The 21,218-nt window shown below is 66.5% G+C and carries 33 protein-coding genes; all 33 read right to left on the bottom strand.

Annotated features, from left to right (window positions below; translation table 11 throughout):
• Positions 1 to 2: 2 nt before the first annotated feature.
• The gene (locus ACOABP_RS32765) at positions 3 to 845 is read right to left on the bottom strand and encodes a DUF5677 domain-containing protein (protein ID WP_474231666.1); all 843 of its coding nucleotides are present in this window, start codon (positions 843 to 845) and stop codon (positions 3 to 5) included.
• Positions 846 to 853: 8 nt separating this feature from the next.
• Positions 854 to 1,141 carry a hypothetical protein gene (locus ACOABP_RS32760; protein ID WP_474231665.1) on the bottom strand — a complete coding sequence of 96 codons (288 nt, stop codon included), beginning with the start codon at positions 1,139 to 1,141 and terminating at the stop codon, positions 854 to 856.
• Positions 1,141 to 1,764 (bottom strand): hypothetical protein, encoded by a 624-nt coding sequence (locus ACOABP_RS32755; RefSeq protein WP_474231664.1) that lies wholly within the window; start codon positions 1,762 to 1,764, stop codon positions 1,141 to 1,143. Before ACOABP_RS32755 ends, ACOABP_RS32760 begins: the two co-directional genes overlap by 1 nt.
• The gene (locus ACOABP_RS32750) at positions 1,761 to 2,129 is read right to left on the bottom strand and encodes a hypothetical protein (RefSeq protein WP_474231663.1); all 369 of its coding nucleotides are present in this window, start codon (positions 2,127 to 2,129) and stop codon (positions 1,761 to 1,763) included. Before ACOABP_RS32750 ends, ACOABP_RS32755 begins: the two co-directional genes overlap by 4 nt.
• Positions 2,130 to 2,140: 11 nt before the next feature.
• Positions 2,141 to 2,755: a hypothetical protein gene (locus tag ACOABP_RS32745; protein WP_474231662.1), complete on the bottom strand. Its 615-nt coding sequence runs from the start codon at positions 2,753 to 2,755 to the stop codon at positions 2,141 to 2,143.
• Entirely contained in the window at positions 2,752 to 3,516 is a 765-nt protein-coding gene (locus ACOABP_RS32740) for a hypothetical protein (RefSeq protein WP_474231661.1), read from the bottom strand. The genes ACOABP_RS32745 and ACOABP_RS32740 overlap by 4 nt, the downstream gene beginning before the upstream one ends.
• Positions 3,503 to 4,126 carry a helix-turn-helix domain-containing protein gene (locus ACOABP_RS32735; protein ID WP_474231660.1) on the bottom strand — a complete coding sequence of 208 codons (624 nt, stop codon included), beginning with the start codon at positions 4,124 to 4,126 and terminating at the stop codon, positions 3,503 to 3,505. The genes ACOABP_RS32740 and ACOABP_RS32735 overlap by 14 nt, the downstream gene beginning before the upstream one ends.
• A gap of 39 nt (positions 4,127 to 4,165) precedes the next feature.
• Positions 4,166 to 5,020, bottom strand: a complete 855-nt coding sequence (locus ACOABP_RS32730) for a hypothetical protein (protein WP_474231659.1) — start codon at positions 5,018 to 5,020, stop codon at positions 4,166 to 4,168.
• A 6-nt stretch (positions 5,021 to 5,026) separates the two neighbouring features.
• Positions 5,027 to 5,461 carry a hypothetical protein gene (locus tag ACOABP_RS32725; RefSeq protein ID WP_474231658.1) on the bottom strand — a complete coding sequence of 145 codons (435 nt, stop codon included), beginning with the start codon at positions 5,459 to 5,461 and terminating at the stop codon, positions 5,027 to 5,029.
• A 37-nt stretch (positions 5,462 to 5,498) separates the two neighbouring features.
• Complete coding sequence (locus ACOABP_RS32720; RefSeq protein WP_474231657.1) at positions 5,499 to 5,792, bottom strand: hypothetical protein; 294 nt, start codon at positions 5,790 to 5,792, stop codon at positions 5,499 to 5,501.
• Positions 5,793 to 5,897: 105 nt separating this feature from the next.
• Positions 5,898 to 7,100, bottom strand: a complete 1,203-nt coding sequence (locus ACOABP_RS32715) for a hypothetical protein (RefSeq protein ID WP_474231656.1) — start codon at positions 7,098 to 7,100, stop codon at positions 5,898 to 5,900.
• A 128-nt stretch (positions 7,101 to 7,228) separates the two neighbouring features.
• Positions 7,229 to 7,951 carry a hypothetical protein gene (locus ACOABP_RS32710; protein ID WP_474231655.1) on the bottom strand — a complete coding sequence of 241 codons (723 nt, stop codon included), beginning with the start codon at positions 7,949 to 7,951 and terminating at the stop codon, positions 7,229 to 7,231.
• 39 nt (positions 7,952 to 7,990) lie between these two features.
• The gene (locus ACOABP_RS32705) at positions 7,991 to 8,908 is read right to left on the bottom strand and encodes a DUF6012 family protein (RefSeq protein ID WP_474231654.1); all 918 of its coding nucleotides are present in this window, start codon (positions 8,906 to 8,908) and stop codon (positions 7,991 to 7,993) included.
• A gap of 92 nt (positions 8,909 to 9,000) precedes the next feature.
• The gene (locus ACOABP_RS32700) at positions 9,001 to 9,264 is read right to left on the bottom strand and encodes a hypothetical protein (protein ID WP_474231653.1); all 264 of its coding nucleotides are present in this window, start codon (positions 9,262 to 9,264) and stop codon (positions 9,001 to 9,003) included.
• A 71-nt stretch (positions 9,265 to 9,335) separates the two neighbouring features.
• Positions 9,336 to 10,190: a hypothetical protein gene (locus ACOABP_RS32695; RefSeq protein WP_474231652.1), complete on the bottom strand. Its 855-nt coding sequence runs from the start codon at positions 10,188 to 10,190 to the stop codon at positions 9,336 to 9,338.
• 25 nt (positions 10,191 to 10,215) lie between these two features.
• On the bottom strand, positions 10,216 to 10,983 hold the full coding sequence (locus ACOABP_RS32690; protein WP_474231651.1) for a hypothetical protein: 768 nt from the start codon (positions 10,981 to 10,983) through the stop codon (positions 10,216 to 10,218).
• Positions 10,984 to 11,129: 146 nt separating this feature from the next.
• Positions 11,130 to 11,519, bottom strand: coding sequence for a hypothetical protein (locus ACOABP_RS32685; RefSeq protein ID WP_474231650.1), 390 nt, complete (start codon positions 11,517 to 11,519; stop codon positions 11,130 to 11,132).
• On the bottom strand, positions 11,519 to 12,235 hold the full coding sequence (locus ACOABP_RS32680) for a hypothetical protein (protein WP_474231649.1): 717 nt from the start codon (positions 12,233 to 12,235) through the stop codon (positions 11,519 to 11,521). Before ACOABP_RS32680 ends, ACOABP_RS32685 begins: the two co-directional genes overlap by 1 nt.
• A gap of 277 nt (positions 12,236 to 12,512) precedes the next feature.
• Entirely contained in the window at positions 12,513 to 13,133 is a 621-nt protein-coding gene (locus ACOABP_RS32675) for a hypothetical protein (protein WP_474231648.1), read from the bottom strand.
• A gap of 40 nt (positions 13,134 to 13,173) precedes the next feature.
• Positions 13,174 to 13,428, bottom strand: a complete 255-nt coding sequence (locus tag ACOABP_RS32670; RefSeq protein ID WP_474231647.1) for a hypothetical protein — start codon at positions 13,426 to 13,428, stop codon at positions 13,174 to 13,176.
• A complete protein-coding gene (locus ACOABP_RS32665; RefSeq protein ID WP_474231646.1) occupies positions 13,425 to 14,168 on the bottom strand; it encodes a hypothetical protein in 744 nt (247 codons plus the stop codon). Before ACOABP_RS32665 ends, ACOABP_RS32670 begins: the two co-directional genes overlap by 4 nt.
• Entirely contained in the window at positions 14,165 to 14,857 is a 693-nt protein-coding gene (locus tag ACOABP_RS32660; RefSeq protein ID WP_474231645.1) for a YkgJ family cysteine cluster protein, read from the bottom strand. Before ACOABP_RS32660 ends, ACOABP_RS32665 begins: the two co-directional genes overlap by 4 nt.
• A 32-nt stretch (positions 14,858 to 14,889) precedes the next feature.
• Positions 14,890 to 15,195, bottom strand: a complete 306-nt coding sequence (locus ACOABP_RS32655; protein ID WP_474231644.1) for a hypothetical protein — start codon at positions 15,193 to 15,195, stop codon at positions 14,890 to 14,892.
• 24 nt (positions 15,196 to 15,219) lie between these two features.
• A complete protein-coding gene (locus ACOABP_RS32650) occupies positions 15,220 to 15,420 on the bottom strand; it encodes a hypothetical protein (protein ID WP_474231643.1) in 201 nt (66 codons plus the stop codon).
• Positions 15,414 to 15,830 (bottom strand): hypothetical protein, encoded by a 417-nt coding sequence (locus ACOABP_RS32645; RefSeq protein WP_474231642.1) that lies wholly within the window; start codon positions 15,828 to 15,830, stop codon positions 15,414 to 15,416. Before ACOABP_RS32645 ends, ACOABP_RS32650 begins: the two co-directional genes overlap by 7 nt.
• Before the next feature lie 176 nt (positions 15,831 to 16,006).
• Positions 16,007 to 16,558: a hypothetical protein gene (locus tag ACOABP_RS32640; protein ID WP_474231641.1), complete on the bottom strand. Its 552-nt coding sequence runs from the start codon at positions 16,556 to 16,558 to the stop codon at positions 16,007 to 16,009.
• 6 nt (positions 16,559 to 16,564) lie between these two features.
• A complete protein-coding gene (locus ACOABP_RS32635) occupies positions 16,565 to 17,017 on the bottom strand; it encodes a hypothetical protein (RefSeq protein ID WP_474231640.1) in 453 nt (150 codons plus the stop codon).
• Positions 17,018 to 17,090: 73 nt separating this feature from the next.
• Positions 17,091 to 17,501 (bottom strand): hypothetical protein, encoded by a 411-nt coding sequence (locus ACOABP_RS32630; protein ID WP_474231639.1) that lies wholly within the window; start codon positions 17,499 to 17,501, stop codon positions 17,091 to 17,093.
• Positions 17,502 to 17,552: 51 nt separating this feature from the next.
• Complete coding sequence (locus ACOABP_RS32625; RefSeq protein ID WP_474231638.1) at positions 17,553 to 17,840, bottom strand: hypothetical protein; 288 nt, start codon at positions 17,838 to 17,840, stop codon at positions 17,553 to 17,555.
• A gap of 69 nt (positions 17,841 to 17,909) precedes the next feature.
• Positions 17,910 to 18,437 (bottom strand): hypothetical protein, encoded by a 528-nt coding sequence (locus ACOABP_RS32620; protein ID WP_474231637.1) that lies wholly within the window; start codon positions 18,435 to 18,437, stop codon positions 17,910 to 17,912.
• 38 nt (positions 18,438 to 18,475) lie between these two features.
• Entirely contained in the window at positions 18,476 to 18,925 is a 450-nt protein-coding gene (locus ACOABP_RS32615) for a hypothetical protein (RefSeq protein ID WP_474231636.1), read from the bottom strand.
• Positions 18,926 to 19,205: 280 nt separating this feature from the next.
• The gene (locus tag ACOABP_RS32610) at positions 19,206 to 19,547 is read right to left on the bottom strand and encodes a hypothetical protein (protein WP_474231635.1); all 342 of its coding nucleotides are present in this window, start codon (positions 19,545 to 19,547) and stop codon (positions 19,206 to 19,208) included.
• A gap of 187 nt (positions 19,548 to 19,734) precedes the next feature.
• Entirely contained in the window at positions 19,735 to 21,141 is a 1,407-nt protein-coding gene (locus ACOABP_RS32605; protein ID WP_474231634.1) for a hypothetical protein, read from the bottom strand.
• Positions 21,142 to 21,218: the final 77 nt, after the last annotated feature.

Here is a 21,218-nt window from a genome sequence, read left to right as displayed (position 1 = left end):
GTCTACTCTCCTGCCGCAGGACTGGCGGCGGGCGGCTGCGCGTCGCGCGCGAGCAGCTGGTCGAGCCACCAGAATCGTTTAAAGCCCTCTCCGATGGCCTGCACGACGCTGTCGAGCAACATGGGCAGCTCCTCGTCGATGGGACCATAGGTGAGGCGGTTCTGCTGGATGCTGAAATTCGCACTCTCCAACCCGGCGTGGACGCCCACCCGTGACGTTCCGCGATAGACGGTGTCATAGAGCAGCCCGAGGTCCGCGTCGCGCGAGGCCTCATAGGCGGAGAACTCGTTGGCCAGCTTGCTGTGGGCCTCGATTGCGGCAAGGTTTTGCCGGTCCTCATCCGTGAGCAGAGGGGCAATCATCTCGTGGTCCAAGAAGATGGCCCGCTGCTGCCCCCTGAGTTTGAGTGACAACTGCTTCAGGTTCTCAATGCGCTGCGGCTTTGCCAGCACCGCGCAGGCGGCAAACAGGTGCTCCAGCGCGCCGCGCAGCATGGCGGCGGCCTCCGGCGGCATACCGCGTTCGGCCAGCAGGATCGCACTCTGCGCGGCCGTGAGCGAACGGATCCACAGGGCCACGGCCATGACCTCATTGGGCTTGAGCGGCTGGTGACAGAGCCGGTGCGCCAGTTGTCCAGAGAGGTTCACCCACAAGTCGCACTGCGCGAAGTATCGGGCATACCGCCTGCGCAGCCACGTACGGGTATTGCCCAAGCGGCCAAGGTAGCCGGTAGTTACCTCGAAGTCGGCGCCCAAACGCTGAAAACCGATGTGCGTCCGCGCGCTCACGGGCGGACGCATCTCACGGCTGTAGTCGCGCCCGGGCGGCCGCTGACTGTGATCCATGGCGATGGTCAGGGCTTGGCGCGCATGAAGAGCGCGTAGATGCCGGCAAGGCGCTCGGCCGCTGCCTCGCCGACCTCCTTGTGCAGGATCCCGAGCTGTAACAGCTCGTGGTCGACGCAGGAAAAATGGCGGGCCTGATCGGCTTGCGACGGTGCGGCGTGACGCGTCAGCAGCGCCACCCAGTCATCCAGTTCCCGCTGCACGCGCGTCGCCGTGGGTGCCATGACGGGATAGTCTTTCATCAGTGTGCCAACATCCCGGCGGACCTTCGTGAGCAATTGGCTGCGCAGGCTCATTACGCATCCTCTTCCGTCGAGATGGGACCAACATCCGGCGGCAGGCGACCCATAGAGCCATGCAGGCCGAGCTCGATGAGGCGCTGCGCGGCGTCGGCACGCGTGGCCAACCCATAGACACTGCGGAACTGTTCCAGCTTGTCGGCCGAGGCCGGCGACAGCCGGTCCAGTATCGACTCGCTCGGGCGGTTGGCCAGTTCCGCGACACGCGCCTCCAGCTGTGCCACGCGGTCGGTCAGCGCACCGGCCAAGGCCGCGCCATCCAGCCGGCTGACGCGCACCATGAAGGCGTCAGTCGGCGATGCCGAAGCTTGGTGCACGACATACTGGACCCCCACCCCGCCGACGTTCAGGTAGCCGCGTGCGCCGTCCGTCAGGCGGTCCAGCGGCGCCTGCGCTATGTGCTGGAAATGCTTGGTGAGGATGGCAAGTCCGATCTCACCATGATTGGCGTTCGGATCGACGCCAGCCACGCTCGCGGCAATACCCAGCACGCGCCGGATGTTCTGGTTCAGCGGAACTACTTCCAGCGTCGGGCCGGCAAAGATGGCGGCCTCGCCGAACGGTTCGAGGGCCACGGCGCCGATCACGGCATTGAGCAGGTTATCTGCGGGAGCAATCATGAGGGTGTCCCGTTAAAGGGTTGACGAGAAAGGTAGTGGTCGACGACGGTGTGAAAGGCGGTTTCGAGCTCGCGCAGCGTCCCGCCTTCATAGGTCACAAGTTCATCGGCAAACAGCAGCTTGCCGTGCAGCCGGCCCTTTGCCACGCTGGCTTCGATCGAGCCGATCTGCTCGCGATAGGTGAAGGTGTGCGCGAGGGCCGCGAGGCCGGCCAGCAGCGCGGTCTCCGTGAGGATCTGCAGACTCACGCCGCGTGTTGCGGCTTCGACCTTCAGTCGCCGATGCATCGGCGCATCAACCTTGAGGCTCTTCGGTTCGCTGGCCGCGTCCGCGCCGGCGGGTGGAGTGACGGGTGTTCGGGTCATAACGGACGTTTTCAGGCGCGAAGGATGCCCAGCGGGATGACAGGGTAGCCGTGATAGGCGGGATCGTAGCTCAGCAGCAGCCAAGCGCCGTGGATGTGGTCGAAGGGGCCGAAGGTCCGACCCGCGAGCACGTGGCGGCAGACGTCGTGGGTCAACAGCACTTCATCCGTGTGAATCAACACATGCAGCGGCCGCGTATCCGTGGCTGTCGCGGAAGGCTTGTCCTTGCCACGCAGCAGTCCCTCTATCCGATCGCCCAGCGCTTGCGGGGCGATGGCATGGTCGTCCGCGAAATCCACCCGCCCATCCCGGGGCGGCGGCGAGCCGGCAACCTGCCGGGCCCGTTCCGAGACCAGTTCGGTTATCTCGATCCCGATGGGCTGCCCGTCGAGCTGCGCCCAGCAGTCCGGCGGATCCGCGTCGGCCGGCTGGATGGCGCTCAATGCGCCGAGCCCCGCCTGCGCAAGGGCTTCGCCGAGCGAGCCACAGATGCCGCTCTCAATCATCAGGCGGTGCGCGCGCGCATCCGTGACGATCGCGGGATCAGCGCCCAGCTTCAGCAGGATGTCCTTCTTGTGGTGGAAGAAACCGGCGTAATCGGTGCCTTCGAATTTCTTGCGGGTCATGGTGACGGGCTGTCGGTCGGGGCCGGCCGTGATTCGGCGGCCACGGTGAGCGCGCCGGCCGGCAGGCGGTACGAAAACGCACAATGTACCGCAGCCGGGATGTCGGCCTCCATCGCTTCGCGCAGCGCTGCAATGGCCGTGGCCTTGTCCGTGCCGGCGGCCTGCACGCGTGCGCTCATGCGCGAGGCTTGCGCGAGCCAGCCTCCGGCGGCGAGCGCCTGCGCGTAGCGGGCCGTCACGGCCGATCCGGGCATGGCATGCGGGAGGATCATCCAGCCGCGCATCAGGGTCAGCTTGCGGTGCAGCTGGCCTTCCCCATCCGATTGCATTGGCGGCTGCCCATCGTACAGCGTGGTGAACTCACGCTCCCAATGGGCGGCAGCCTCCGGATAGGCGGCGATCTCACGCCGCAGGATCTGGGCGTGGTCCAGATCGTTGTTGAGCCGTGCCAGTCCGTCGCGAAAGGCTGCCCCGGCGTCTGGTGCGCCGTGTAGCCAGAGTGCGCGATCCACGTCATACCACTTCACGTGCAGCAGCTCGTGATACACCTGATGCGCCTGCGTGCCGGCGGGGCATGAGATGCGCCATAGTGGCCTGCCCGCGACGGCGTCGCCCCCACACACCCGCGTGCTCGCCGGACCACCGGGTGTGACTTGTCCGATGCGGAATTCGACCTGTACCCCGGCGCGTGTCAGCTCGCGCTGCAGCTGAGCGATCGGACGCAGGTCACCGACGATGGTCGGCAGATCAAGTGCCGGCATGGCCCTCCTCGGATGTGTTGGTCAGCAGCTGATCGAGCAGGCCCATCACCTCGGCGAGACTGCGGCCTTCGTCAGTCTGCGCCACGGGCGTGCCGGCGATCGCCTGCAGCCGCTCGGTGAGCGCCGCGCGGGCCAGTTCGCCGTGGTCCTGCAGCGCGGACCGTCCCGCTGTCTGAAGCATGGCGGAGAGTCCGGCATGGAGCGTGCATCCGGCTTCCATGGCGGCTTGGGCAGAGGCCGGCCAGCGCTGACCGATCCAGAGCAGCTGATGTCCGATGCGCCCGACAGTGGCCTGCGCGTGCAGGTAGGCGAGCGTATCGGTCGGCTGGGCCACCGCTTCGCTGTCTTGCGGTTGATTGGAGAGGGCCACGAGCTCTTCCATCGACAAGCCCACGGCCTGCGCCAAGGCTTCCATGGTGGTAAGCGTGAGCTCCCGCTGCCCGTGTTCGAGCCGGGACAGGAACGATGGCGAGATGCCCGCCCGGGCGGCGACCGCCGCCACGGTCAGATTCTGCTCACGGCGTCGCTGCCGGATGGCGCGGCCGACCTTGGCGTCGCTCGTGGCGCCGGCAGAGATGGGGCGTTGGCGGGATCTCGGGGTGGTTTTCATGCAAAGGATGGTTGGACGGCCGCCGGGCGGCCGAAGGGGTTATCGGGCGGCAACGACGGTCGCTGTATCCCTCGTCGGAGGGGCGGCCTTGGCGGGGATCGGCTGCACTTCCCACAACGCCTGCGCGATGCTGCGGCCATGGGTGGCGGCCGGGTCGCGGTTCTCCCCAGCCACGACGGCCAGCCAATGGTCCTTGGTGGCCACGATGTAACGCTTGGACGGTGACAGCGTCGGGAGGAGCTTGGCCAGCGTCAGCGCGCCGGGCGACGCCGGCAGCGGCTGGCGAGTCATCGCGATCCCGCACTCGGCAGCGGCCGCTACGCCGGCGTGCTCGAAGATGCCGACGCCTTCGCGCCAGCCGTGCCGGCGGCACACCTGCAGGACATGGTCGATGCCAAGGCAGCCCGCCTGTGAAATCGCATACGGGGCGCACCCGCCATCGATCTCTCGCCCATCATCCTCCAGCATCGGCAGGTGACTAAGGTACGGCTCCTCATGGTGCCCCCATACGTGGCGGCACTCTGTGCAGAGGTAGTAGCATGCCTGCCGGTTCAGGGAGGCCCGTGTCTCGCCAAACTCCGTCTCGCCCCGCCCGGTTTCACAGCTCGGGCACAACGGCCAGTGGTCCGGGACGTAGCGATGGTCCCCATCACGCTCGATGCGGACGTTGACGTCTATGGTGGCGACAGGCTGCACGGTGCCGCGCGCCAGCAGCCACGTCATGAAATCATTGTCCGACAGCACGCAGTAATCCTCGCGCTTGGCTGCCGCCTTCGCGTAGGCCTCCTGCCGGAACTGGGCCATCAGCGCCGGCATATCGAGGCCGGCTGCACCGGCGTACGGGCCACCCAGATACGGGTCGTCGTCGCTTTGGAACATGTAGAGCGTGGTCATACTGCCCTACGCGGTTTTCAGGGTGCGCGCACGGTCTGCGGCCTCGCGAGTCAGCACCCATGCCTCGATGTCGGTCACGATGCCGGCCAGCGTTTCCCCATAGAACCACTGCATGGTGTAACGCCCCCAAGAGCACGTGTAGGAATCGGATTCGCCCCTATAAGTGCGAACAGGCGTCGCGGCGCTCACGAGAAAGCCGAATTTGCGCGCACGGATCATGCGCTCGATCCAGTCCAGCAGAGGTTCCGTGTCAAAGGTCGGTACGCCCAACGCCGGACCAATCTCGTCGGGGTAGTCTTCCAGTGCCCGCTGGAGCGCCGACGGCAATGCTTCATCGGCGGTCATGCCACCCAGATGCAGCATCTCTTCGATGCGCCAGTTACGGTCCAGTGCGGACTGGGTGACGAGGGAATGGATCGCACCCGGATCGTCTTGGGTCATAGTCACTCTTTCAGTGGTCAGTTGGTAAGGTTCCCCGTCATCCTTGCGCGTCGAGCAGCGCCATGATGGCGTGCCCGTGCGCCGGATCGCGGCGGTTCCAGTCGTCGGCGGCGAATCCCCAGTCCGTCATCCCGGGCAAGCGCCAATACTGGCCGTGCACGCGGGTCGAGACGTAACCGATGAACTCGCCATCGCGCTCGACTCGGAACCACGTCGACGTGCCGGGTTTCAGCGAGGTCGTGCATTGCGCGACGCGTGCGCACGCCGCGCTGTCGAGTTGGGCCGGTTCGACGTAGTCCTGACGAAACCAATGGATGTGATTGCCGCGCATAGAAAAAGGGGGGGTCGTGTGAACGACCCCAATGTACACTCAATGAGTGCTTTAACGCAAGCGTGTAATAACACTCAATGAGTAGCGAATATGTGTTGGCGTCCGTCATCGTCCCGTGGGCGCAGCGATGACGCTCCCGATCTCTTCGAGCTCGCCGGTGAACCGCGTTTCATAGCCTTCCTCGGCCCAGTAGCCCTCAACCCGCATGACTCCATCGACGGGGCTGATACGAAACTCCAACGCAAACGGTTCGCTGGGCTTTCCGCCCTGTTCCTGCTTGGCCACCAGCCCTTTGGCGCGGTACCGGTGCCCTTCCACACGGGGCAGGCGGTGCTCGAAACGCCAGAGCCCATCGTCGGTGATGGAGGTACCCGTCACGAGCAGTGCGTTGTCGAGCAGCCGCAGGCGGTCCACCCGCAGTGCCCACGGCGCCCAGTCTGTGTAGGGCAACTTGCCGCCCCATAGCGGCTCGGGCACGCCCACCCACGTCACGTCGGCAGGTGCCTGTGCGGGGTCGCTCACCACCAGCACCGTGTGCCCGCTCTGGACGGCATCGCGGATAAACCGCAGCTCCGCTTCGTCCGGGTGCGGGCAGCTCAGCACGAAACCATCGGGATCCTCCTGCATCAGCTTCGGCAACAAACGACCGAACGTCTCGGCGTCATAGGCTTCGCGCCGCACGCCCAGTACCAGCGGAGGGCGTGGCGAGTGCGCGGCCGGGCTGTACACCACATTTTCTATGAGGCTTAAAGCCTGCATGAGGTTGAGGCCCCGGCCGGTGAGCTGTGCCCCCAGCTTGGTGATCTCGTAGCGCGGCAGCGTGGCAAGCAATCGGATGCCGGTGTGGGCCCCTGTGCGGACGGTGTTGGCCAGCGCGCTGGGCCAGTCGTTGCCCGCGCGCGCCAGCGTGGCGCGCAGTGCCACTTCATTGGTGATGGTCACGCCTGCACGCTTGATCGTGTCGAGCGCGGCGTCTGCTTCAGCGGGACAGTCCAGCGCGTCGGTGATGACCGTCAGCAGGTCTGGCGGGAAGTCGACGCCGGTGAGCGCATCCAGCGGCTGGCGGACGAAGCCGTTGGCTCCAGCAACCAGCACCAGCGGCTGGCCATCGTGCAAGCCGACGACGATACACGTCGGTTGGGGGTCCTCCTGTTCCAGCTGGGCCCCTACCTTGACAGCGATGTCGTTCAGGTCCGCCTCCGGTGTGCCTTGTGCATGAAGGTGCACGAGGACACGCAGCGCGCCCGCGCGACAGTAGGCAACTCGGCCGGCAAAGGGTCCCTCTTGCAGCGTGATGAACGTTTCCATGCGATATCGGGAGAATCGCCCCGTACGATTCTCGGGGCTGGTTTGCGCTACTGCGCAATCAGCACGGCGTCTGTGTCAGGCGGCGCGGTGCTGGCTGCCCAGATGCTAAAGTTCGTCAATGAGTGCTGTCAATGCTTGCGCGACGCAAGGTGCGCGGCCGAGGCTGCCTCGTTCTCCGCGCGCCACCGTATGCGTTCTGCATGCCATGCCTGCCAGATTGCCGTGTCGCGGTCGTCCAGTGGGAAGCCCGCGTCCAGCAGGGCCTGCAGAAGCGTGGGGGATTCCAGATCCGAGACGCTCAGACGGGTCCAGTTCGGCGGCGCGAGCCGTACACCGGGCAGGACGCTCTCCCCGAAACCGAGTGGGCCTCCCTTGGCCTGCCGCCTTGTCTCGTTGCTGGTGTTCGCCAACTCGTGGTGCCATGTCATCCAACTGGACGGATCGCGGGCGTGCTGGTCGTCGAAGCGGGCCAGTCGCTCGCCGGTGATGAGGTCGACCGGCCCCTCGCCCAGCCAGCCCAGCCGATAGGCCGCGAGCTGGTAGTCCGGCTCCTCGATGACTTGCGGCAGGCTCGGCATCGCGCCCCACAGATCGCGATGCGACTGCAAGTCAAAGAGCTGGCGCCCATCGACGTCGAGCACCACGATGCCGTAGTTGAACGGCACCACGCCCCGGGCGTCCGGTTCGTCCACCTCTGGACAATCGTCGTAGTGACTCAGTAGCCGTTCGATCGCCACGCGATCGCCGTCATACAGTGCCACATCCTGAAAATGCACAAGTGCCCCGGTGTAACTCAGCCGGTGGCGGACCTCGCCGCCTTGGCGCACCGCCAGATTCACATACCCGCCCATCCTGTTGTCCTCACTGATGATGTGTTGTCAACCGTGTCATCAAACCAAGGCCCCGGGCATCACGCCGTAGTGCAGCAGCTGTTCCCACCCGGCCGCGTCCAGCGCTTCGAGCGCGTCGCCGTCAAGCGTGGTGCCGTCGGCCAGCATGACCGACGGCGCGCCGGAGATCACGGTGTGCCACTCGCGGCGTTCGAGCAGCACCTTGCCGCGATAGAAATTCAGTCGCACGGTAGCGCCAGTGCTGGGCGGATAGCGCCCGTCTGCGCCGGGCCGTGGCATGGGCGTAAGCTCGATCTGGGCCACTACACCGCCCGGGAGCGGTATCGGTGCAGGGAGATCTCCGGTGCCCGGCGCCGCGCCCACCCGGAAGGCGGTGTCCAACGGCGGCAGGCGATCAAAGATGGGGCTCGGTGCGAGCCGGTTTGCATCGATCGTGGGCTGGTGCAATGACTCGGATTGTTCGAGCACGCCGGGCTGCGGGTGCCGGTAGACGGCGGGCGTATGGCGACGGGCGTTCGGACTGAGCGTCAAATGCGGCATCACGTGCACCGGCGCCACGCCGGCGTAGCACTCGGGCATGCGGCTCGGCCAGCCCCCCAAGTCATGGCGCATGGCCGACCACAGCAGCATGTTGTCGCTCACGGCGGCGTATTCGGCGTCCAGCACGTGGTGGGTGACGCGGTGCAGTGCAACTTTCTCGGCCTGCAGGCCCCAGCGGGTCTCGACCGTGTAGGTGTCGAGGTGGCCGGGCACGTCGATCAGGAGCCCTTCGACGGCCTTGCGGCCGACCTTGCGCATGGCCACCAGATAGGCGGTGTTGCGGTAGGGGCGGCGCGCCACCACATCAGTGCCGGCATGCAGGGTGAGATCGAGCTCGGGGATGCGCACGTCGATCAGGGCCACTTCCGGGCCGGAGACGCCGCACGTCAGGAATCGGGGTTGAATGTGGATCAGCATGAGGTTCTTGAGAATCGATTCAGGGTTAGAGACGCTGCGAAGGCTGCGCGTGGCGCCGCTTCACTGTCGGCTTTCGATGGGCTCAAGTCGACTCAGGCGATGGCGGGCGCGGGATGCGCGAGCCACACCGTGTCGGCTGCGGCGTCGGCCCGCGCGTTGACCATCGTCACGTTGAGGCCACTGGCGCGCGCGTCGATGGCGAGGTTGCGCTCACGCGCGCCCGGCCGACTCGCCGCGATCACAAGGGTGTCGGCATCGAGTCGCCACATCAGGGCGACCAGATCGTCAAAGCCCGCCTGCGTGAGCCCGTCGCAATCAAGGCCGACGAGGATGGAAGTCTGGGGTGCTGCTGTCATGCATGCTCCTTGGCAAATACGTCTCGTAACGGGCGCCCTTTCCGGGCCACGGGCGCCCTCCGGGGTGCGGGTCAAAGTGGCTGGAGCGCGGCCCACACGTCGGGGAAGCGCTCCGGGAAGATGTGCAGGTCGTCATAGGCCTCGGTCGCCAGCATCGCTGCGGCCGACAGCCCCTTGGGCAGTCCGCCCGAGAACGGCTCCCCGCCGGCGACACGCGGCGCTTCGTAGGACGAAGCCGACGTCATGACCGGGGCGCGCACGAACACGAGAACGATGCGCCCGCGCACCAGCGCTTCCCCGCGCCCGTGACCGCGCGCCATGAGGGAGTCGATGACCCACCCCTCCTCCGGGTCTCCGGAGGCCCAGACCGCGCCTTGCGCGTCCCCTTCCGCCGTCCCCTCGGTCGGGAAGCCGACGTAGAGGCTGAAGCTGAAGGCACCGCGCATCTCGACGGGGACCGAGTCGTTCCACCACGTGGTCACCCGCTCCACGGCGGCGTACCGGGACTGCGCGACGGCGCAGCGCAGGACGGATTCCCGGTCTGGATCGGATTCTGGCGCCGGCGTGCGGGGCGTGCGCGCCATCATGACCGCGTCGACGAAGATGGCGGACGGCATGACCAGTCTGCCGACCGCCGCGCCCGGCAGGCTGCTGGCCTGCGGCTGGTAGTACTCACAGCAGAAAGCGTGCCCCATCTGCGCGCCAAGCCGCTCATAGACGTCACTGGGCAGGGAGGCGACCACGCGGCCGGACGCGACCGGGATGCCGTCGCTGTTGGGGAGGCCTTCGCGGATCCAGCAGCGGGCGTTCGCGTCCATGCTGAGCACGTAGTGCGGGTCGCGGGCCAGCAGTGCCCGCGCCTCAGAGTCGGTCGTTATGTGCAGTGGTGTGGTGGCGGTATCGGCCGCGTGCGGGAGAGTGGTCATGGTGGATCGTCGGGGTGGCGCGGGACTAGCCTTCGTCCGGCGTTAAAGGGAGGCTCAGCAGGTCGCCGAAGTCGCGGATATGGATCTCGATGGCCTGCAGCACGCACTCGCTGCTCAGGCGTTTCGCCGTGTTCACCGTTTTATCGAGGCGCGCCGAGGGCAGCCGGGACTGGATGAAACCAAAGAGCGCCGCACGGCTCGCGTCGCAGTCCAGTATCTCCACGTCCCCATCCTCCTCGGTCAGCACCAGCCCGCGCGCCCGTAGGCTGTCGTGCCACGCAAGCTTGAGCGCCGTGGTGGTGTCGCGGGTTCGGGAGCCGAACAGGTGGCAGGAAAAGACCACGGTGCAGCCATAGGGGCCGAATGCGGGCTGGCCCGTGATATGGCCCAGCCCCTCATGGCGCCACCAGTTCACCAGTCGCTGGTAGAGCGCCTGCAATCCGAGCTGGACGGCCTCCGGGGCGTGCTCCGCGCCGATCTGGGCTTCCAGCTCCCGAATGCGCAGGTTGGCCGTACGCAGACGCAGGCTGCGCTCCTCGCGTTCCTCGGCGAGTTCGCTGGGGATGCCGAGGGCGCTGGCCAGCCCGGCCAGCGCATGCTCGGAGACACGCAGGACCGTGATGGCCCGCTGCTCGGTGGGCGCCCGGCCCGGCTGCAGCGTCTCGCCTAGCGTGTGCAGGGCGAGCTGCAGGTTGCGGATCTGGTCGAGGGCTTGCTCCCGGGTCGCTTCCGTCAGGGTCAGCGGTGTGTTGCTGCCCACGGGCTCAGGGAAACGCAGGGCCGTTTTTGACATGGGAGCGGCCTTCAGCGGGCGGCAGTGTGGGCCGCATAGAACTGGAATCGGAAAGCCATCGGCGCTCCTCGGGTTGATTCGAGGAATTTTAACGTTAATTTTCTATTCCGCGAGGAAAGAAATCACCACGTAGAGAAAAATATTGATTATTCTGCGCCGAAGTCGGGCGGCGGCGCTGGCGGGTCGGCGAGGCCGAGGCAAGCCCGGATCTGCCACGAGTTCTGCTCGACCCATCGGGCCGACATCGCGCTGATGGCCCGCAAGCGCGTGACCTCCAGCTCTACGGCCTCCCCGTGGCGGCCCCGCACGATCGGCAACGCGTGGTGCAGAAAGGTCTTCGCCAACGCTTCGGTGTCGAGGCGTGTCCCTTCCGGGCTCGTATTCAGGCGGCCATCGCGGTCGACATACAGCACCTTGGTCGTGCGCAGTGCGAGGTGACGGACCTCCTCGCCATGGGTGACCACCGTGGGATCGACCACGCGCACGCAGAAGTACTGCGGATATCCCGGCGCTTTACGCGTCTTGCTTGCGGCCATCAGGCGTCCTCGTCTTCCGCGATCCGCTTGAAATAGCGGTCCCGCTCCAACAAGAGGTCCAGATCGGCCTGCGCCAGCACGCCGGTGACGTGAAGCGCGAGCAGCATCATCTGATACGTGCTCCAGAAACTGGAGCGCGCGAAGTCCGTCAGGCCAAGGATGATGTCTGGCTCGTCGCAGGGCCCGTAACTGGGCATCACCAGCGACAGCCCGCTCGCCACATCAAAGCGCGCGACCTCGCGGATGGCCAGATAGGTGGGGTGAGTCCACTTGGACTTCTTGTTGTAGATCTCGTCGAGCAGTTCCCGGTGGTTACCCTCGCCCAGTTGGCGGCCGAACTCCTGCGCACGCACCGCCCGCATGTCAGCGTGCTTGGGCGATTCGTTCAAGCGGAACCAACGCCAGAGGGCCTTGGCGCCTTCGGGCGTCTTGCGTGTCACGGCGAAGTATTTTGCGGCGTCGAGACATTCGTCGATGTCCCGCAGCATCGCCCCGGCATACCAGTGCTGGTGTGCCAGCGCCAGCGTGAGCATGCGCAGCACGGATATCGCCTTGCTCAGCAGCAGGTACGCGGCCATCGCCGCGCTCTCCGGGCCGGCGGCATTGACGGCCGCCAGCTGCCGGCGGTGGATCGCCTCAAGGTCCGCGCAGTACCCCTCGAATGCTGCGATGTGCGACCGCTGCGCGGCGAGCGCATCGGCGGCGTGAGGCTGCACCCCCGTCGGTGCACGTTCTCCCGACGCAGCGATTCGCGGATGGGCAGCAGGCAGTCCGGTGACGCCGCCAACGCCAGCACGTCTTCGCGGAGCAGGCCGATGCGGCCGAAGCTGTCCCGGCGCAGCTGGTAGCCCTTGTCGTGCGCGAACGCCATCAGGACATCATCATGGACGCCCAGCGTCATGGCAGCGGTCTCCAGCGCCATGACGACAGGTTTGGCAGCTGGCTTTGACGTCGACTTGCCATGCGCACGCTTGCTGGCCATAGGCGCCGCCCTTACGCCGCTGGCGTGGCCTCGGCCGAACCGGCCGGGAAATCAATGCCCAGATCCTCCAGTGCCACGAAGTGCCACTCGTACGGCTCGATCACGGCGAACCCGACGTCACCAAGCGCGAGCGCCATACTGAAAAGGTCCTCGTAGTGCTTGTTCACATACGCGTCGGCAATGGCACGCCGGGGCACGATCAATGTGGTGTGTGCGGGATCGAGTGCGAGACTGGTCGTCGGCACCCGCCATTCGCGCTCCCATGTCCAATCGACATCCCGTCCCGGCTGGTACCGGACATAGCGGTGCTGCATGCTGGCGGGCAACGCATCGTATTCGTTTGGCGCACTATGGATCACCGGACGCCCGCCTTGCGCATACAGCCAGTCGCGGGTCACCATCACGCCGAATGGCTGGTACCGCATGGACGTCGGGTTGCCGGCCATCACCTGTGCCAGCGCCGTCAGCGGCGCCTCGGTAAAGCAGGCAACCGAGTGGCCGCCCTTGATATCCTTCGACGAGCCACGCACCCGGCGTTCCTTCACGATGCTTTGCAGCACCTGCTCGGCCGACAGCTCCGCGCTGTCGCGTGTGAGATGGATCAGACGGTTGGAAAGATCGCCTCGGATCATGGTGCTACGCTCCTTTGGATAGAGTTGGTCTGCGGGATCGTCACGCGTATTCGCGTGGCACAGTCTGGTCACCCAGATTGGCCATCACGCGGGCGGCCGGGCCATTGTCGCTGCGCGTCAGATGATAGCCCCGGCACTGGCCGCAGTGGTAGACCCACAGGGGTGTACCGGTCTTTTCCTGCCTTGTGGCGCCCCATGCCTTGGCGGCGGCCTCATCGGCGAAGCGTTGCTTGGAAGTGCATTGCTTGGCGCGCTGAGCGCCGGTCATGCCATGCTGACGCGTGGGCGCGGTCATAGCGGCGTCACGTCGCCCGGCTTCAGGATCAGGTTCATGAAGGTGTGCACCGTCAGCGCAACGCGCCTACGCTTGGCGCGCCGCAGGATCTCGAACCGGTCGGGCGCGTGCTCGACGATCAGGCCGCATCCTTCGGGCACTTCGGCCGGCTGGATGATGCCGGCGGGCGCCACGTAGTACAGGGCGTCGCTCACCGCCGCATAGCCTGCCCGCTTCTCGGGCTTGGCCACGTCCGCCAGAAAATCCGCCCGGCTCACCTTCACCTCGTCGACGCAGGGATAGATCCGCTTCTCGTCATAGGTCGACATCAGCGAGAAGACGTCGGGCCGCACCACCGCGCGCCCCCCGGCGGGCAGGTTCACCACCAGCTCGATGTTTTCCCATGTGACCCGGCCCGTGGACCGCCGCCAGTTCGCCAGCCGGCTGGCCAGATCGTGATGGGGCGAGCGCCGTTGGATCTCCCGCGAGAGCTCGGCGGCGAGCGCCTGCTCCCCGGCCGGGGTGATCTTGAAATTGTTGCTGCCCAGTCGCGACTCGATCCGTTCGATAAAACCGTGGCCCACCAAGACCAGATCGACGGCGTCGCCCTGCGCCGCCGACCCGTAGCTGCGGCACTGAAAAAAATGCCGCAGCCGCTTGAAGTGCCGGCGCGACAGGACGAGATCGCTCGCCGGCGGCTCAATGCCCACTCCGACCACGTCGTCCGGCCCCATCATGGGCACCGCCACGGCCGCCGTCATTCGGCGGCCTCGGCCATGATCTGGCGCAGGCCCTTGCGATCGCGCACCTCCGGAAAGGCGACCTTGCCCTCCTTCCAGCGCCGGCGCGCGGCTGGGCTGGTGAGCGCGGCGAGCACTGCAGCGTGGAGCTCATAGACCATGGTGTCCCGCCCGGCATGCTCGTGGCCCAGCAGCATGGCGCTGTAGTAGCCCTTGTTGACGGCATCCCGGACGGGATCCACGCCGCGCATGGACGGCGCTGCCGGATTCTCGGACGCCGCCTTGCACGCCCGCACGTCCACGGCGTGATAGCCCCGGCAGGCAATCGGCCGCGCCGCGTACACGCTGCAGCGACCCGCCTGCAGAAACGCGCAGGGAATGTTGGTGGCCTGATACGCTGCGTGCGACAGCGGCGCGACCCGTATCGCGGTCTCCGTCAACCGCTGGCGCACGGCCGCCTGCTCGACCGCCGGCAGCCCGTCGATGTGCTCGGCGATCGCAAAGGCCTCGGCGGCGCTGATCTGTACATGGAAATGGCAGCAGAAATCGCAGCCTGCCTTGCAATCCACAGCCCCCGGGGACGCGTCCATGGCGGCGTCCATGGCCGTGAATACCGGCTGGAGGGCAATACGGACCTTGCCGGTGGCCGCCCGCATCAGGCGGTCGGCCACCGGGGCCAGATTGTCGCGAAGGATCTCGTGCGGCGTCATGACTTCCTCGGCTTGGGCGCAGCAGCCACCCGTCAGTGCTTGACCATCCGCACGTTGGCGTTGGCGAAAATGTCGGCAAAATCGTCGTCGCTGTACGCCGCCTTCAGCGACGACATGTCCGTGGTACCGACGAGCACACGCGTCTCATAGCCTTCGGCCAGCTGCGCCTGTGCGACCTCTCGCGCATCCTCGCGGGCGTTGGCGGTCTCGTGGTGCACGGCCACTATCTTGGCGGCCACGCCCAAGGCGCGTGCCGTCTCTTCTAGGGACAGGCCTCGCGAGACCAGCAGATGCATCAGGTCCAGCGCGAGGGCGGCAGCGGAGGGAAGCGTGTTCATGTCGGTACCAGTCGGGAAGGTCGCTTAGCGACCGAGATAGCGCGCCTGAAACAGGTGCCACATGGCCACACCGTGGAACGTGGAGCCCCGGGCGCTGTAGCCGTTGAAAAAGCCGCCATCCGCCAGCAGGCGGCGCGCGGCAATGCGGTGGTGGCGCCGGCGCTTGCGCTTGTCGGCCGGGTAGCCCATCTGCTGGGCCTGTGCTGCGGGCAGGATTCTCACCATTGACCTCCATTGAGCTCGGCCATCGGATCCCAATTTTCCAGCTTGTCGTCGCATGCTTCGGGATGCGGGCGATCCTTCCAGCCAATCAGGTTGGCCGCGACCGTTGCATGCAGGACCGGACTGCGGTCCCCGGCCAGCGGCGCCCGCAGTTTGCCCTCCGCCAGCTCGGCGTAGATGTTTTCAAACAGGAAAGCCCGGTACCGGGCGCGATTGCGATAGAACGTACCGGCGTCGATCTCCAGCCTCGGCGGCAGATCGAGCACCATCGGCACGAGCTCGTCAGCCGACACTTTTTCCGACACGCGCGCTTCGTAGCCTTCCCGTGTCGAGATGAATTCGACGACGAAGTGGCGAGTCTTGGGGACCAGCTTGTACTGGACGCGGAGGGAAAGTTCTTTGGTGTACTTCATGCTAACTCCGAATAAAGGATGATGGGATGAGGAACGGATACCACGTCCGGAACTGGCCCTAAGCACCGTCCCTCAACATCAAATTAGCTTCCCGCATTCCGTTGGTGGCACGCCCCCGCCAAGGAGGCACAACAGGCATCTGGGCGCGCCCGCTTGAGACGACAGTGCGGGCCCCTTCAGCGCGTCCACGACGACGTGTTCTTCACGCGCTCGGCGTACACATCGAGCAGATTCGAGACCTGCGCCACCACTTCGGCGGCCACCTTGTCGGCGGGCATTTTCGCGGTCTCGGCGATCGCGGCACGCATCACATAGGGCGTGTCGGGCGTCTCCGGCTTCGCCCCGCCCTGCGGCTTACCCGACTGCTTGTCCTGCACGTGTTCCTGCGATATCCCCCGGCGCTCGATCACGTACCCCTCCATCACCTCGTACAGCTGATACTCCGCAGCGTGCGCACACGTCTGCGGGCAATCGAAGGACAGGTCCACCCACTCGCCGTTGACAAGGAGGCGGCGGTGCACGGTGCTCATTGCGCTGCCATCGTATTCCAGCCGCTCGACCCCGTAGCCGCGCAGGCGCGCGCCCACGGCGGCGTTGACCGACTCGGTGAGCACGGCGGGTGCCTCCGGCAGCGGCTTGTCCCGCGTGGCGACGACATAGGCAGTCGCGATAGCGGCGATGCCGAGCAGGATCAGGAGGGGGCGGACGCGTCGTGGAGGCCGGGTCATGTCGGGTCAAGCCTCCCCTGCGGCCGGCTGCAGGGCGGTCCGCTGGGCCGCCTCCAGCGCCTCGACGCGCTCGCGCAGCGCCACCAGCTGGGCCTGCAGATCGACGGCCAGCGCGTGGGGGTCCAGCTGCGTGAACAGCACCCGGTAGGCCACCTCACCCACGCGGCGCACGGCGAAGTGCACCACCGCCGCACCGACACGCAGATGCCCGCCACAGCCATCCCAGAAACCGGCATGGGTGGCGCAGACCTCCTCGGAGAAGTGGTAATGCTTGGCCAGCGCCGCGTCGGCCGTGCGCACATCGGCCACGTCGAGGGCGATCTCCAGCACGCGGCGTGTCTCCGGCGTCTGCAGGCTCGACGTGAGCTGGCCGTTGGCCAGCAGATAGGCTTCGGTCAGGCCGCTCTTGACGAGTTCGGCGGCCATCACGTGATACAGGTTGTCGGCATTCGATAGCATGAGCACTCCAAAGGGACAATGCGTTTGCCGGGGCGCAGCGGTGCGCGACCCCGTCTGTTGTGGGTCAGTGAGGTCAGGGTTGGTATGGGACACAGCCTGCCGGTAGCGTGGCCGACGGCGCGTGCGCCTCGATACGCCGCGCGGCTTCGTCCACGCACACCTGCACCGCTGGCGCGAGCGACATCTTCGACAGGTCGTCCTGCGCCTGCCAGACGATCCCAACGGGGAGCGTGGCGGACAGATTGCGCAGCAGGCCGCCACGGCGTGCACCGTCAGCGTCAATGACGGGATCCTGCGGCGCGTGCCAAGCGATCTGGTAGCCGGGCACCAGCCGCGCGAAGAGCACGCTCTCGGGCACCGGCGGACCGGCGTGCCAGCTATCGGGCAGGCGGTCGACAGGATCCGCTTTCTGGCAGGCCGCGATCGTGATGGCGCTCAGGAGCAGGGCCAGCATGGCCATGCGGGTCGGGATATGGGTGGACATGGGATCGGGATCGGAATCGGTTGGTATGGGCAGACGCAGCAGACACGCGCCTCATCGTGCCCTGCCCCGGACCGCGTGCACGCGGGAGCGCGGATCGCTCAGATAGACGCAGCCCAGCGCGAGCGCGAACAGCAGCATGGCGAGCACCACCACCACGAGGGAGCGTTCTAGGCCGAAGGCACGCTCGTTGAGCGGACTGGCGGCGAGCATCGCGCCCATCATGGTGAGCGCGAGAAAGGCGTAGGCTGCGCGGCGTTGCCATGCGGGCACGCGATCACCAGTATCGTGTCCGGACGCGGGCGTGTTGCGCGAGGCGTGGCGTGTCGTGGTCTGGGTCATGGTGAGTGGTATCGGAAAGTGGGCGCGCCAAGCGTGCTCACGGAAAGTGCGCCCGTTACGAGGCGCGACTCAGCGCCCGAACACCTCCAAGGCCAGCAGCTCGGCGCGCTCCTGCGCGGCCGCCTGCGCGTCGAAGCGCAGCAGGATGAGTTTGTGGCCCCCGCCGAGCTCCGCTGCAATCTCCCACTTGTCGCCCCAGCTCGCGGGCTCCTTCTCCAGCGTGATCTCCTGCACGCGCGAGACCCGCTCGAACCGCGTCTCGAACCCCGACATCTGCCACAGGACACAGCCCTCGACACCCGCCATGGGCGTATCGGCATGCGCCCGCTGCGGCAGGCGCTCCGCGTCCATCTGACTGCCGAAGATCTTCCCGACCCAGAGGACGGCCTGCGACAAAGCCTCCTGCTCGGCCTCGGGCGCGAACCTGCCCAAGCGGGCCGTCTGTCCACCGGGCAGCTCCGCCACCACTGCCCAGCGGCCCGCTTCCGCGCTCACAGGGGCGAGCGTCACGGCGTGGACGTGCGCGAAGGCGATCCAGCGCACATACGAGGATTGCAGCGCCAGATGGCTCGCATGAAAAGAGATCGTGTCTTGCATAAAGTGTGTCCTTCGAATGAGTTATCAGCGCAGCCGATTCAGGCGCCGGATGTCGGCTTGGGCAATCGCGGTTCGGCGTCCACCCGTTCGAGCAGCGCCGCGAGCATGCGGCCGTGCAAGGTCACCCGCGCTTCGGCCTCCAGCAGGCTGGTGCCCCGCGCCATCGCCTCACGCAGCGCCGGCTCGGTGTAACGATCCGCCCCACTGTGCAGGCACAGGTAGAACGCGTGCGAAGCCGTACCGATGCGGTGCGCGCAGTCCCCGTACGCCTCTCGCGCTGCGTCGTCTGCGAGCGTGGTCAGCGCCTTGTCGTCGACCGCCACGGGGGCGGGCCTCGCCCGCCCGGCCTCGCGCCGCACCTCATCGCGAAACATGACATACGCTTTGACGTCATAGTCGCGCTGGGCCTTGTCCGACGCGTTTTCGCGCGCCGAGGGGCCCGCTCGCCCGCAACCGCCCAGCGCTAAGGCACTGGCCAGCAGCGCCACGGTTAGCGTTTTCCGTGCAGAAAGCATATTGGATAACCCGGTGGATGAATTAGATATGTGCACAATAGAGCGCACTCATTGAGGTCGATCATACACACTCATTGAGTGCCGCACAAGGGGTTCTCCTGCGCTCGCTGGTGCCCGGCCCCATCCCATGTCATATCGACCGTCGGTCATGGGGTTGAACCCCGCGAAAGTCGGGGCCATCGCAGGCAATCGCTTTACGGCTCCGGCGCACACCGCCATCGTCGCCGCCGGCACGGCTAGGCGACACCGGGTACTACCGGGCCATGGCCATCAGGGTCTCGCGGGTCGTCAAAGCGCAGCGTCCGCCGGCAAGCCACCCCTGCAAGTCACCGTCCAGCGTGCGCGCCTTCCATGTGCCGCGCGCCGTCACGGTGTGTCCGGCATCGGCCAGCTCTGCATGCACCAGCCAGACGACCTCGGCGCTTTGGGGCGCGAGCATCGCCAGTGGCGCCAAATATTCGCGCTCGATGCGCACCAGCACCACACCTTCGCCACGCTGGCTACGCGCCCAGTCCGCCAGCTCGGCGAGCCCCAATCGCGCGCGCAGCGTATATGACTGCAATGCGCGCGCCAGTGCAGGACCGGCGCCGCTCATCGCGCGCTCCGCCGCATGACACTGTGCTGGACCATCCTGCCGCTCCCTATCGTTGTGTGCATCAAAAAAGCCCCGACGTCGCGGGGCTTTCAGTATGACAGGTAGGGCTTGGCATTGGCGAGCGGCCGAGCCCCAACGCAAATGTGGGGTCTTGATGATCGGCCCACGTTTGGGGGTCCGTGTTGCCTCAGGCCAATGCCGGACCATCGGCGCGTGCGCCACGCCCGGACTGCGGCGGGACCTCGCGCTCCCACGAGTTTTCCGCCATCGGGCAGGCCCGCAGCGTCTCGACGATGACGTGACCGTCCGGGACACTGCCCGCGATCTGGCGCAATTCGGCCAGCGATGCAGCGGACTGGAATTCGACCTTCACGTCCGCCCCCAGCGTGAACGGCTCGCTACGCCAGTGGTTTGGGGCAAATTGCGGATCGCCGAGCAGCAGGACTTGGCGCAGTCGACCTTCATCCAGTTCGCACTCTGCCCGGAACGAGTAGGTATGCAAGGGCCGTGGCTTGGTATGAACGTCCCGCACGGCGTGGTGGCGGTCACGCCAGAACCCGCGCGACGTTTCGTCCTCGGCGCGCGACCCGTGCCAGCTCGCCCATGCCAGCTGCGCGCGGCGTCGTTCCTCCAGTCGCGCGGCCGTATCGTTGTACCACCGGTCATCGCTCACCAGTTCCACATCGTCCGAAGCGTACGGGGTCATCTGAAACCGGAAACCGGCACCGAGCGCGTCGAGCTCGGGCAGCGCCTTGGCATAGTCCGCCTGCGTGATCGCCGCCCATACGCCTTCCTGCTCGCCCAGATAAGGACCACAGCGGAAACCATAGGCATCGAGCATGTCAACATCCGCCTTGGGGCAGGTGACGAAGCCCACCTGCATGTCGACCCGTGGGGCCGTTGCGCGCTCCAACGCCACCTTAATGCCAACCTCTGCACTGGTCCGCCCGACAAGCCCCCACCGCTCGATGGGCGCCCCCTCCGGCCGGCCATCGGCGTCGCACCGGAAAATCGCGTAGCCATAGACTTCTCGATTGCACCATGCCGAGTACTCCTCCAGCTGCGCATTGGCAGCCTTGACCTGCTCGGCTTTCGCCCGCTCGGCCGCCCGTTCGCCGTTCAGATGGCGATAGCTCGGGTCGCGCGTATTGAGATCGGCGGCGATTTCGGCCCGCCGATTGGTGTACGCAATCTGCGCAATTTCGCCCGGCACGTACACCGCCGACGGCGACACGAACCACGTGCGTTCATGGTTGCTGTAAGCGATCGTATCCGCGACCGAGTACCGCAGAGCACCGGCCTGCGTGTACCGGTCCACCCGGAACGCGAGACGCCCCATCTCCGCCTCTTCGGCCAGATACTGGCTCACCTCGTCCGTCGAGCGGAATTCGGTGATCTGGCCAAAGCTGCGCGTATCCGGCGCCACCATGTTCATCGTGGCGGCGATGTCCTTGAGCAGCACGCCGACCACATAGCCGTCTTCGTGCGCATAGAGCCGATGGTCCTCCATATCGGCCACGAACACCGGCAGATGGGCCTGCGACGCGTTGGGCAGCTCGATGGTAATCATCGGTCGATGGGTCTGTAGTGTCATGATGGGTGGCTGTAGCAGGCCGCTGCACGGCCGTCAGGATCTGCCCCGGGGTGAAGAGCGGCCGGGACGCTAACAAT

It is taken from the genome of Cupriavidus sp. HE11 (genome assembly GCF_056097175.1).
The sequence above is the reverse complement of the archived record's forward strand: the minus strand, read 5'-3'. Positions and strand labels throughout refer to the sequence as shown.

Excerpts from the sequence above, each read along its gene's own strand:
- ACOABP_RS32765 (WP_474231666.1), bottom strand. The coding sequence starts at position 845 with ATGGATCACAGTCAGCGGCCGCCCGGGCGCGACTACAGCCGTGAGATG.
- ACOABP_RS32760 (WP_474231665.1), bottom strand. The coding sequence starts at position 1,141 with ATGAGCCTGCGCAGCCAATTGCTCACGAAGGTCCGCCGGGATGTTGGC.
- ACOABP_RS32755 (WP_474231664.1), bottom strand. The coding sequence starts at position 1,764 with ATGATTGCTCCCGCAGATAACCTGCTCAATGCCGTGATCGGCGCCGTG.
- ACOABP_RS32750 (WP_474231663.1), bottom strand. The coding sequence starts at position 2,129 with ATGACCCGAACACCCGTCACTCCACCCGCCGGCGCGGACGCGGCCAGC.
- ACOABP_RS32745 (WP_474231662.1), bottom strand. The coding sequence starts at position 2,755 with ATGACCCGCAAGAAATTCGAAGGCACCGATTACGCCGGTTTCTTCCAC.
- ACOABP_RS32740 (WP_474231661.1), bottom strand. The coding sequence starts at position 3,516 with ATGCCGGCACTTGATCTGCCGACCATCGTCGGTGACCTGCGTCCGATC.
- ACOABP_RS32735 (WP_474231660.1), bottom strand. The coding sequence starts at position 4,126 with ATGAAAACCACCCCGAGATCCCGCCAACGCCCCATCTCTGCCGGCGCC.
- ACOABP_RS32730 (WP_474231659.1), bottom strand. The coding sequence starts at position 5,020 with ATGACCACGCTCTACATGTTCCAAAGCGACGACGACCCGTATCTGGGT.
- ACOABP_RS32725 (WP_474231658.1), bottom strand. The coding sequence starts at position 5,461 with ATGACCCAAGACGATCCGGGTGCGATCCATTCCCTCGTCACCCAGTCC.
- ACOABP_RS32720 (WP_474231657.1), bottom strand. The coding sequence starts at position 5,792 with ATGCGCGGCAATCACATCCATTGGTTTCGTCAGGACTACGTCGAACCG.
- ACOABP_RS32715 (WP_474231656.1), bottom strand. The coding sequence starts at position 7,100 with ATGGAAACGTTCATCACGCTGCAAGAGGGACCCTTTGCCGGCCGAGTT.
- ACOABP_RS32710 (WP_474231655.1), bottom strand. The coding sequence starts at position 7,951 with ATGGGCGGGTATGTGAATCTGGCGGTGCGCCAAGGCGGCGAGGTCCGC.
- ACOABP_RS32705 (WP_474231654.1), bottom strand. The coding sequence starts at position 8,908 with ATGCTGATCCACATTCAACCCCGATTCCTGACGTGCGGCGTCTCCGGC.
- ACOABP_RS32700 (WP_474231653.1), bottom strand. The coding sequence starts at position 9,264 with ATGACAGCAGCACCCCAGACTTCCATCCTCGTCGGCCTTGATTGCGAC.
- ACOABP_RS32695 (WP_474231652.1), bottom strand. The coding sequence starts at position 10,190 with ATGACCACTCTCCCGCACGCGGCCGATACCGCCACCACACCACTGCAC.
- ACOABP_RS32690 (WP_474231651.1), bottom strand. The coding sequence starts at position 10,983 with ATGTCAAAAACGGCCCTGCGTTTCCCTGAGCCCGTGGGCAGCAACACA.
- ACOABP_RS32685 (WP_474231650.1), bottom strand. The coding sequence starts at position 11,519 with ATGGCCGCAAGCAAGACGCGTAAAGCGCCGGGATATCCGCAGTACTTC.
- ACOABP_RS32675 (WP_474231648.1), bottom strand. The coding sequence starts at position 13,133 with ATGATCCGAGGCGATCTTTCCAACCGTCTGATCCATCTCACACGCGAC.
- ACOABP_RS32670 (WP_474231647.1), bottom strand. The coding sequence starts at position 13,428 with ATGACCGCGCCCACGCGTCAGCATGGCATGACCGGCGCTCAGCGCGCC.
- ACOABP_RS32665 (WP_474231646.1), bottom strand. The coding sequence starts at position 14,168 with ATGACGGCGGCCGTGGCGGTGCCCATGATGGGGCCGGACGACGTGGTC.
- ACOABP_RS32660 (WP_474231645.1), bottom strand. The coding sequence starts at position 14,857 with ATGACGCCGCACGAGATCCTTCGCGACAATCTGGCCCCGGTGGCCGAC.
- ACOABP_RS32655 (WP_474231644.1), bottom strand. The coding sequence starts at position 15,195 with ATGAACACGCTTCCCTCCGCTGCCGCCCTCGCGCTGGACCTGATGCAT.
- ACOABP_RS32650 (WP_474231643.1), bottom strand. The coding sequence starts at position 15,420 with ATGGTGAGAATCCTGCCCGCAGCACAGGCCCAGCAGATGGGCTACCCG.
- ACOABP_RS32645 (WP_474231642.1), bottom strand. The coding sequence starts at position 15,830 with ATGAAGTACACCAAAGAACTTTCCCTCCGCGTCCAGTACAAGCTGGTC.
- ACOABP_RS32640 (WP_474231641.1), bottom strand. The coding sequence starts at position 16,558 with ATGACCCGGCCTCCACGACGCGTCCGCCCCCTCCTGATCCTGCTCGGC.
- ACOABP_RS32635 (WP_474231640.1), bottom strand. The coding sequence starts at position 17,017 with ATGCTATCGAATGCCGACAACCTGTATCACGTGATGGCCGCCGAACTC.
- ACOABP_RS32630 (WP_474231639.1), bottom strand. The coding sequence starts at position 17,501 with ATGTCCACCCATATCCCGACCCGCATGGCCATGCTGGCCCTGCTCCTG.
- ACOABP_RS32625 (WP_474231638.1), bottom strand. The coding sequence starts at position 17,840 with ATGACCCAGACCACGACACGCCACGCCTCGCGCAACACGCCCGCGTCC.
- ACOABP_RS32620 (WP_474231637.1), bottom strand. The coding sequence starts at position 18,437 with ATGCAAGACACGATCTCTTTTCATGCGAGCCATCTGGCGCTGCAATCC.
- ACOABP_RS32610 (WP_474231635.1), bottom strand. The coding sequence starts at position 19,547 with ATGAGCGGCGCCGGTCCTGCACTGGCGCGCGCATTGCAGTCATATACG.
- ACOABP_RS32605 (WP_474231634.1), bottom strand. The coding sequence starts at position 21,141 with ATGACACTACAGACCCATCGACCGATGATTACCATCGAGCTGCCCAAC.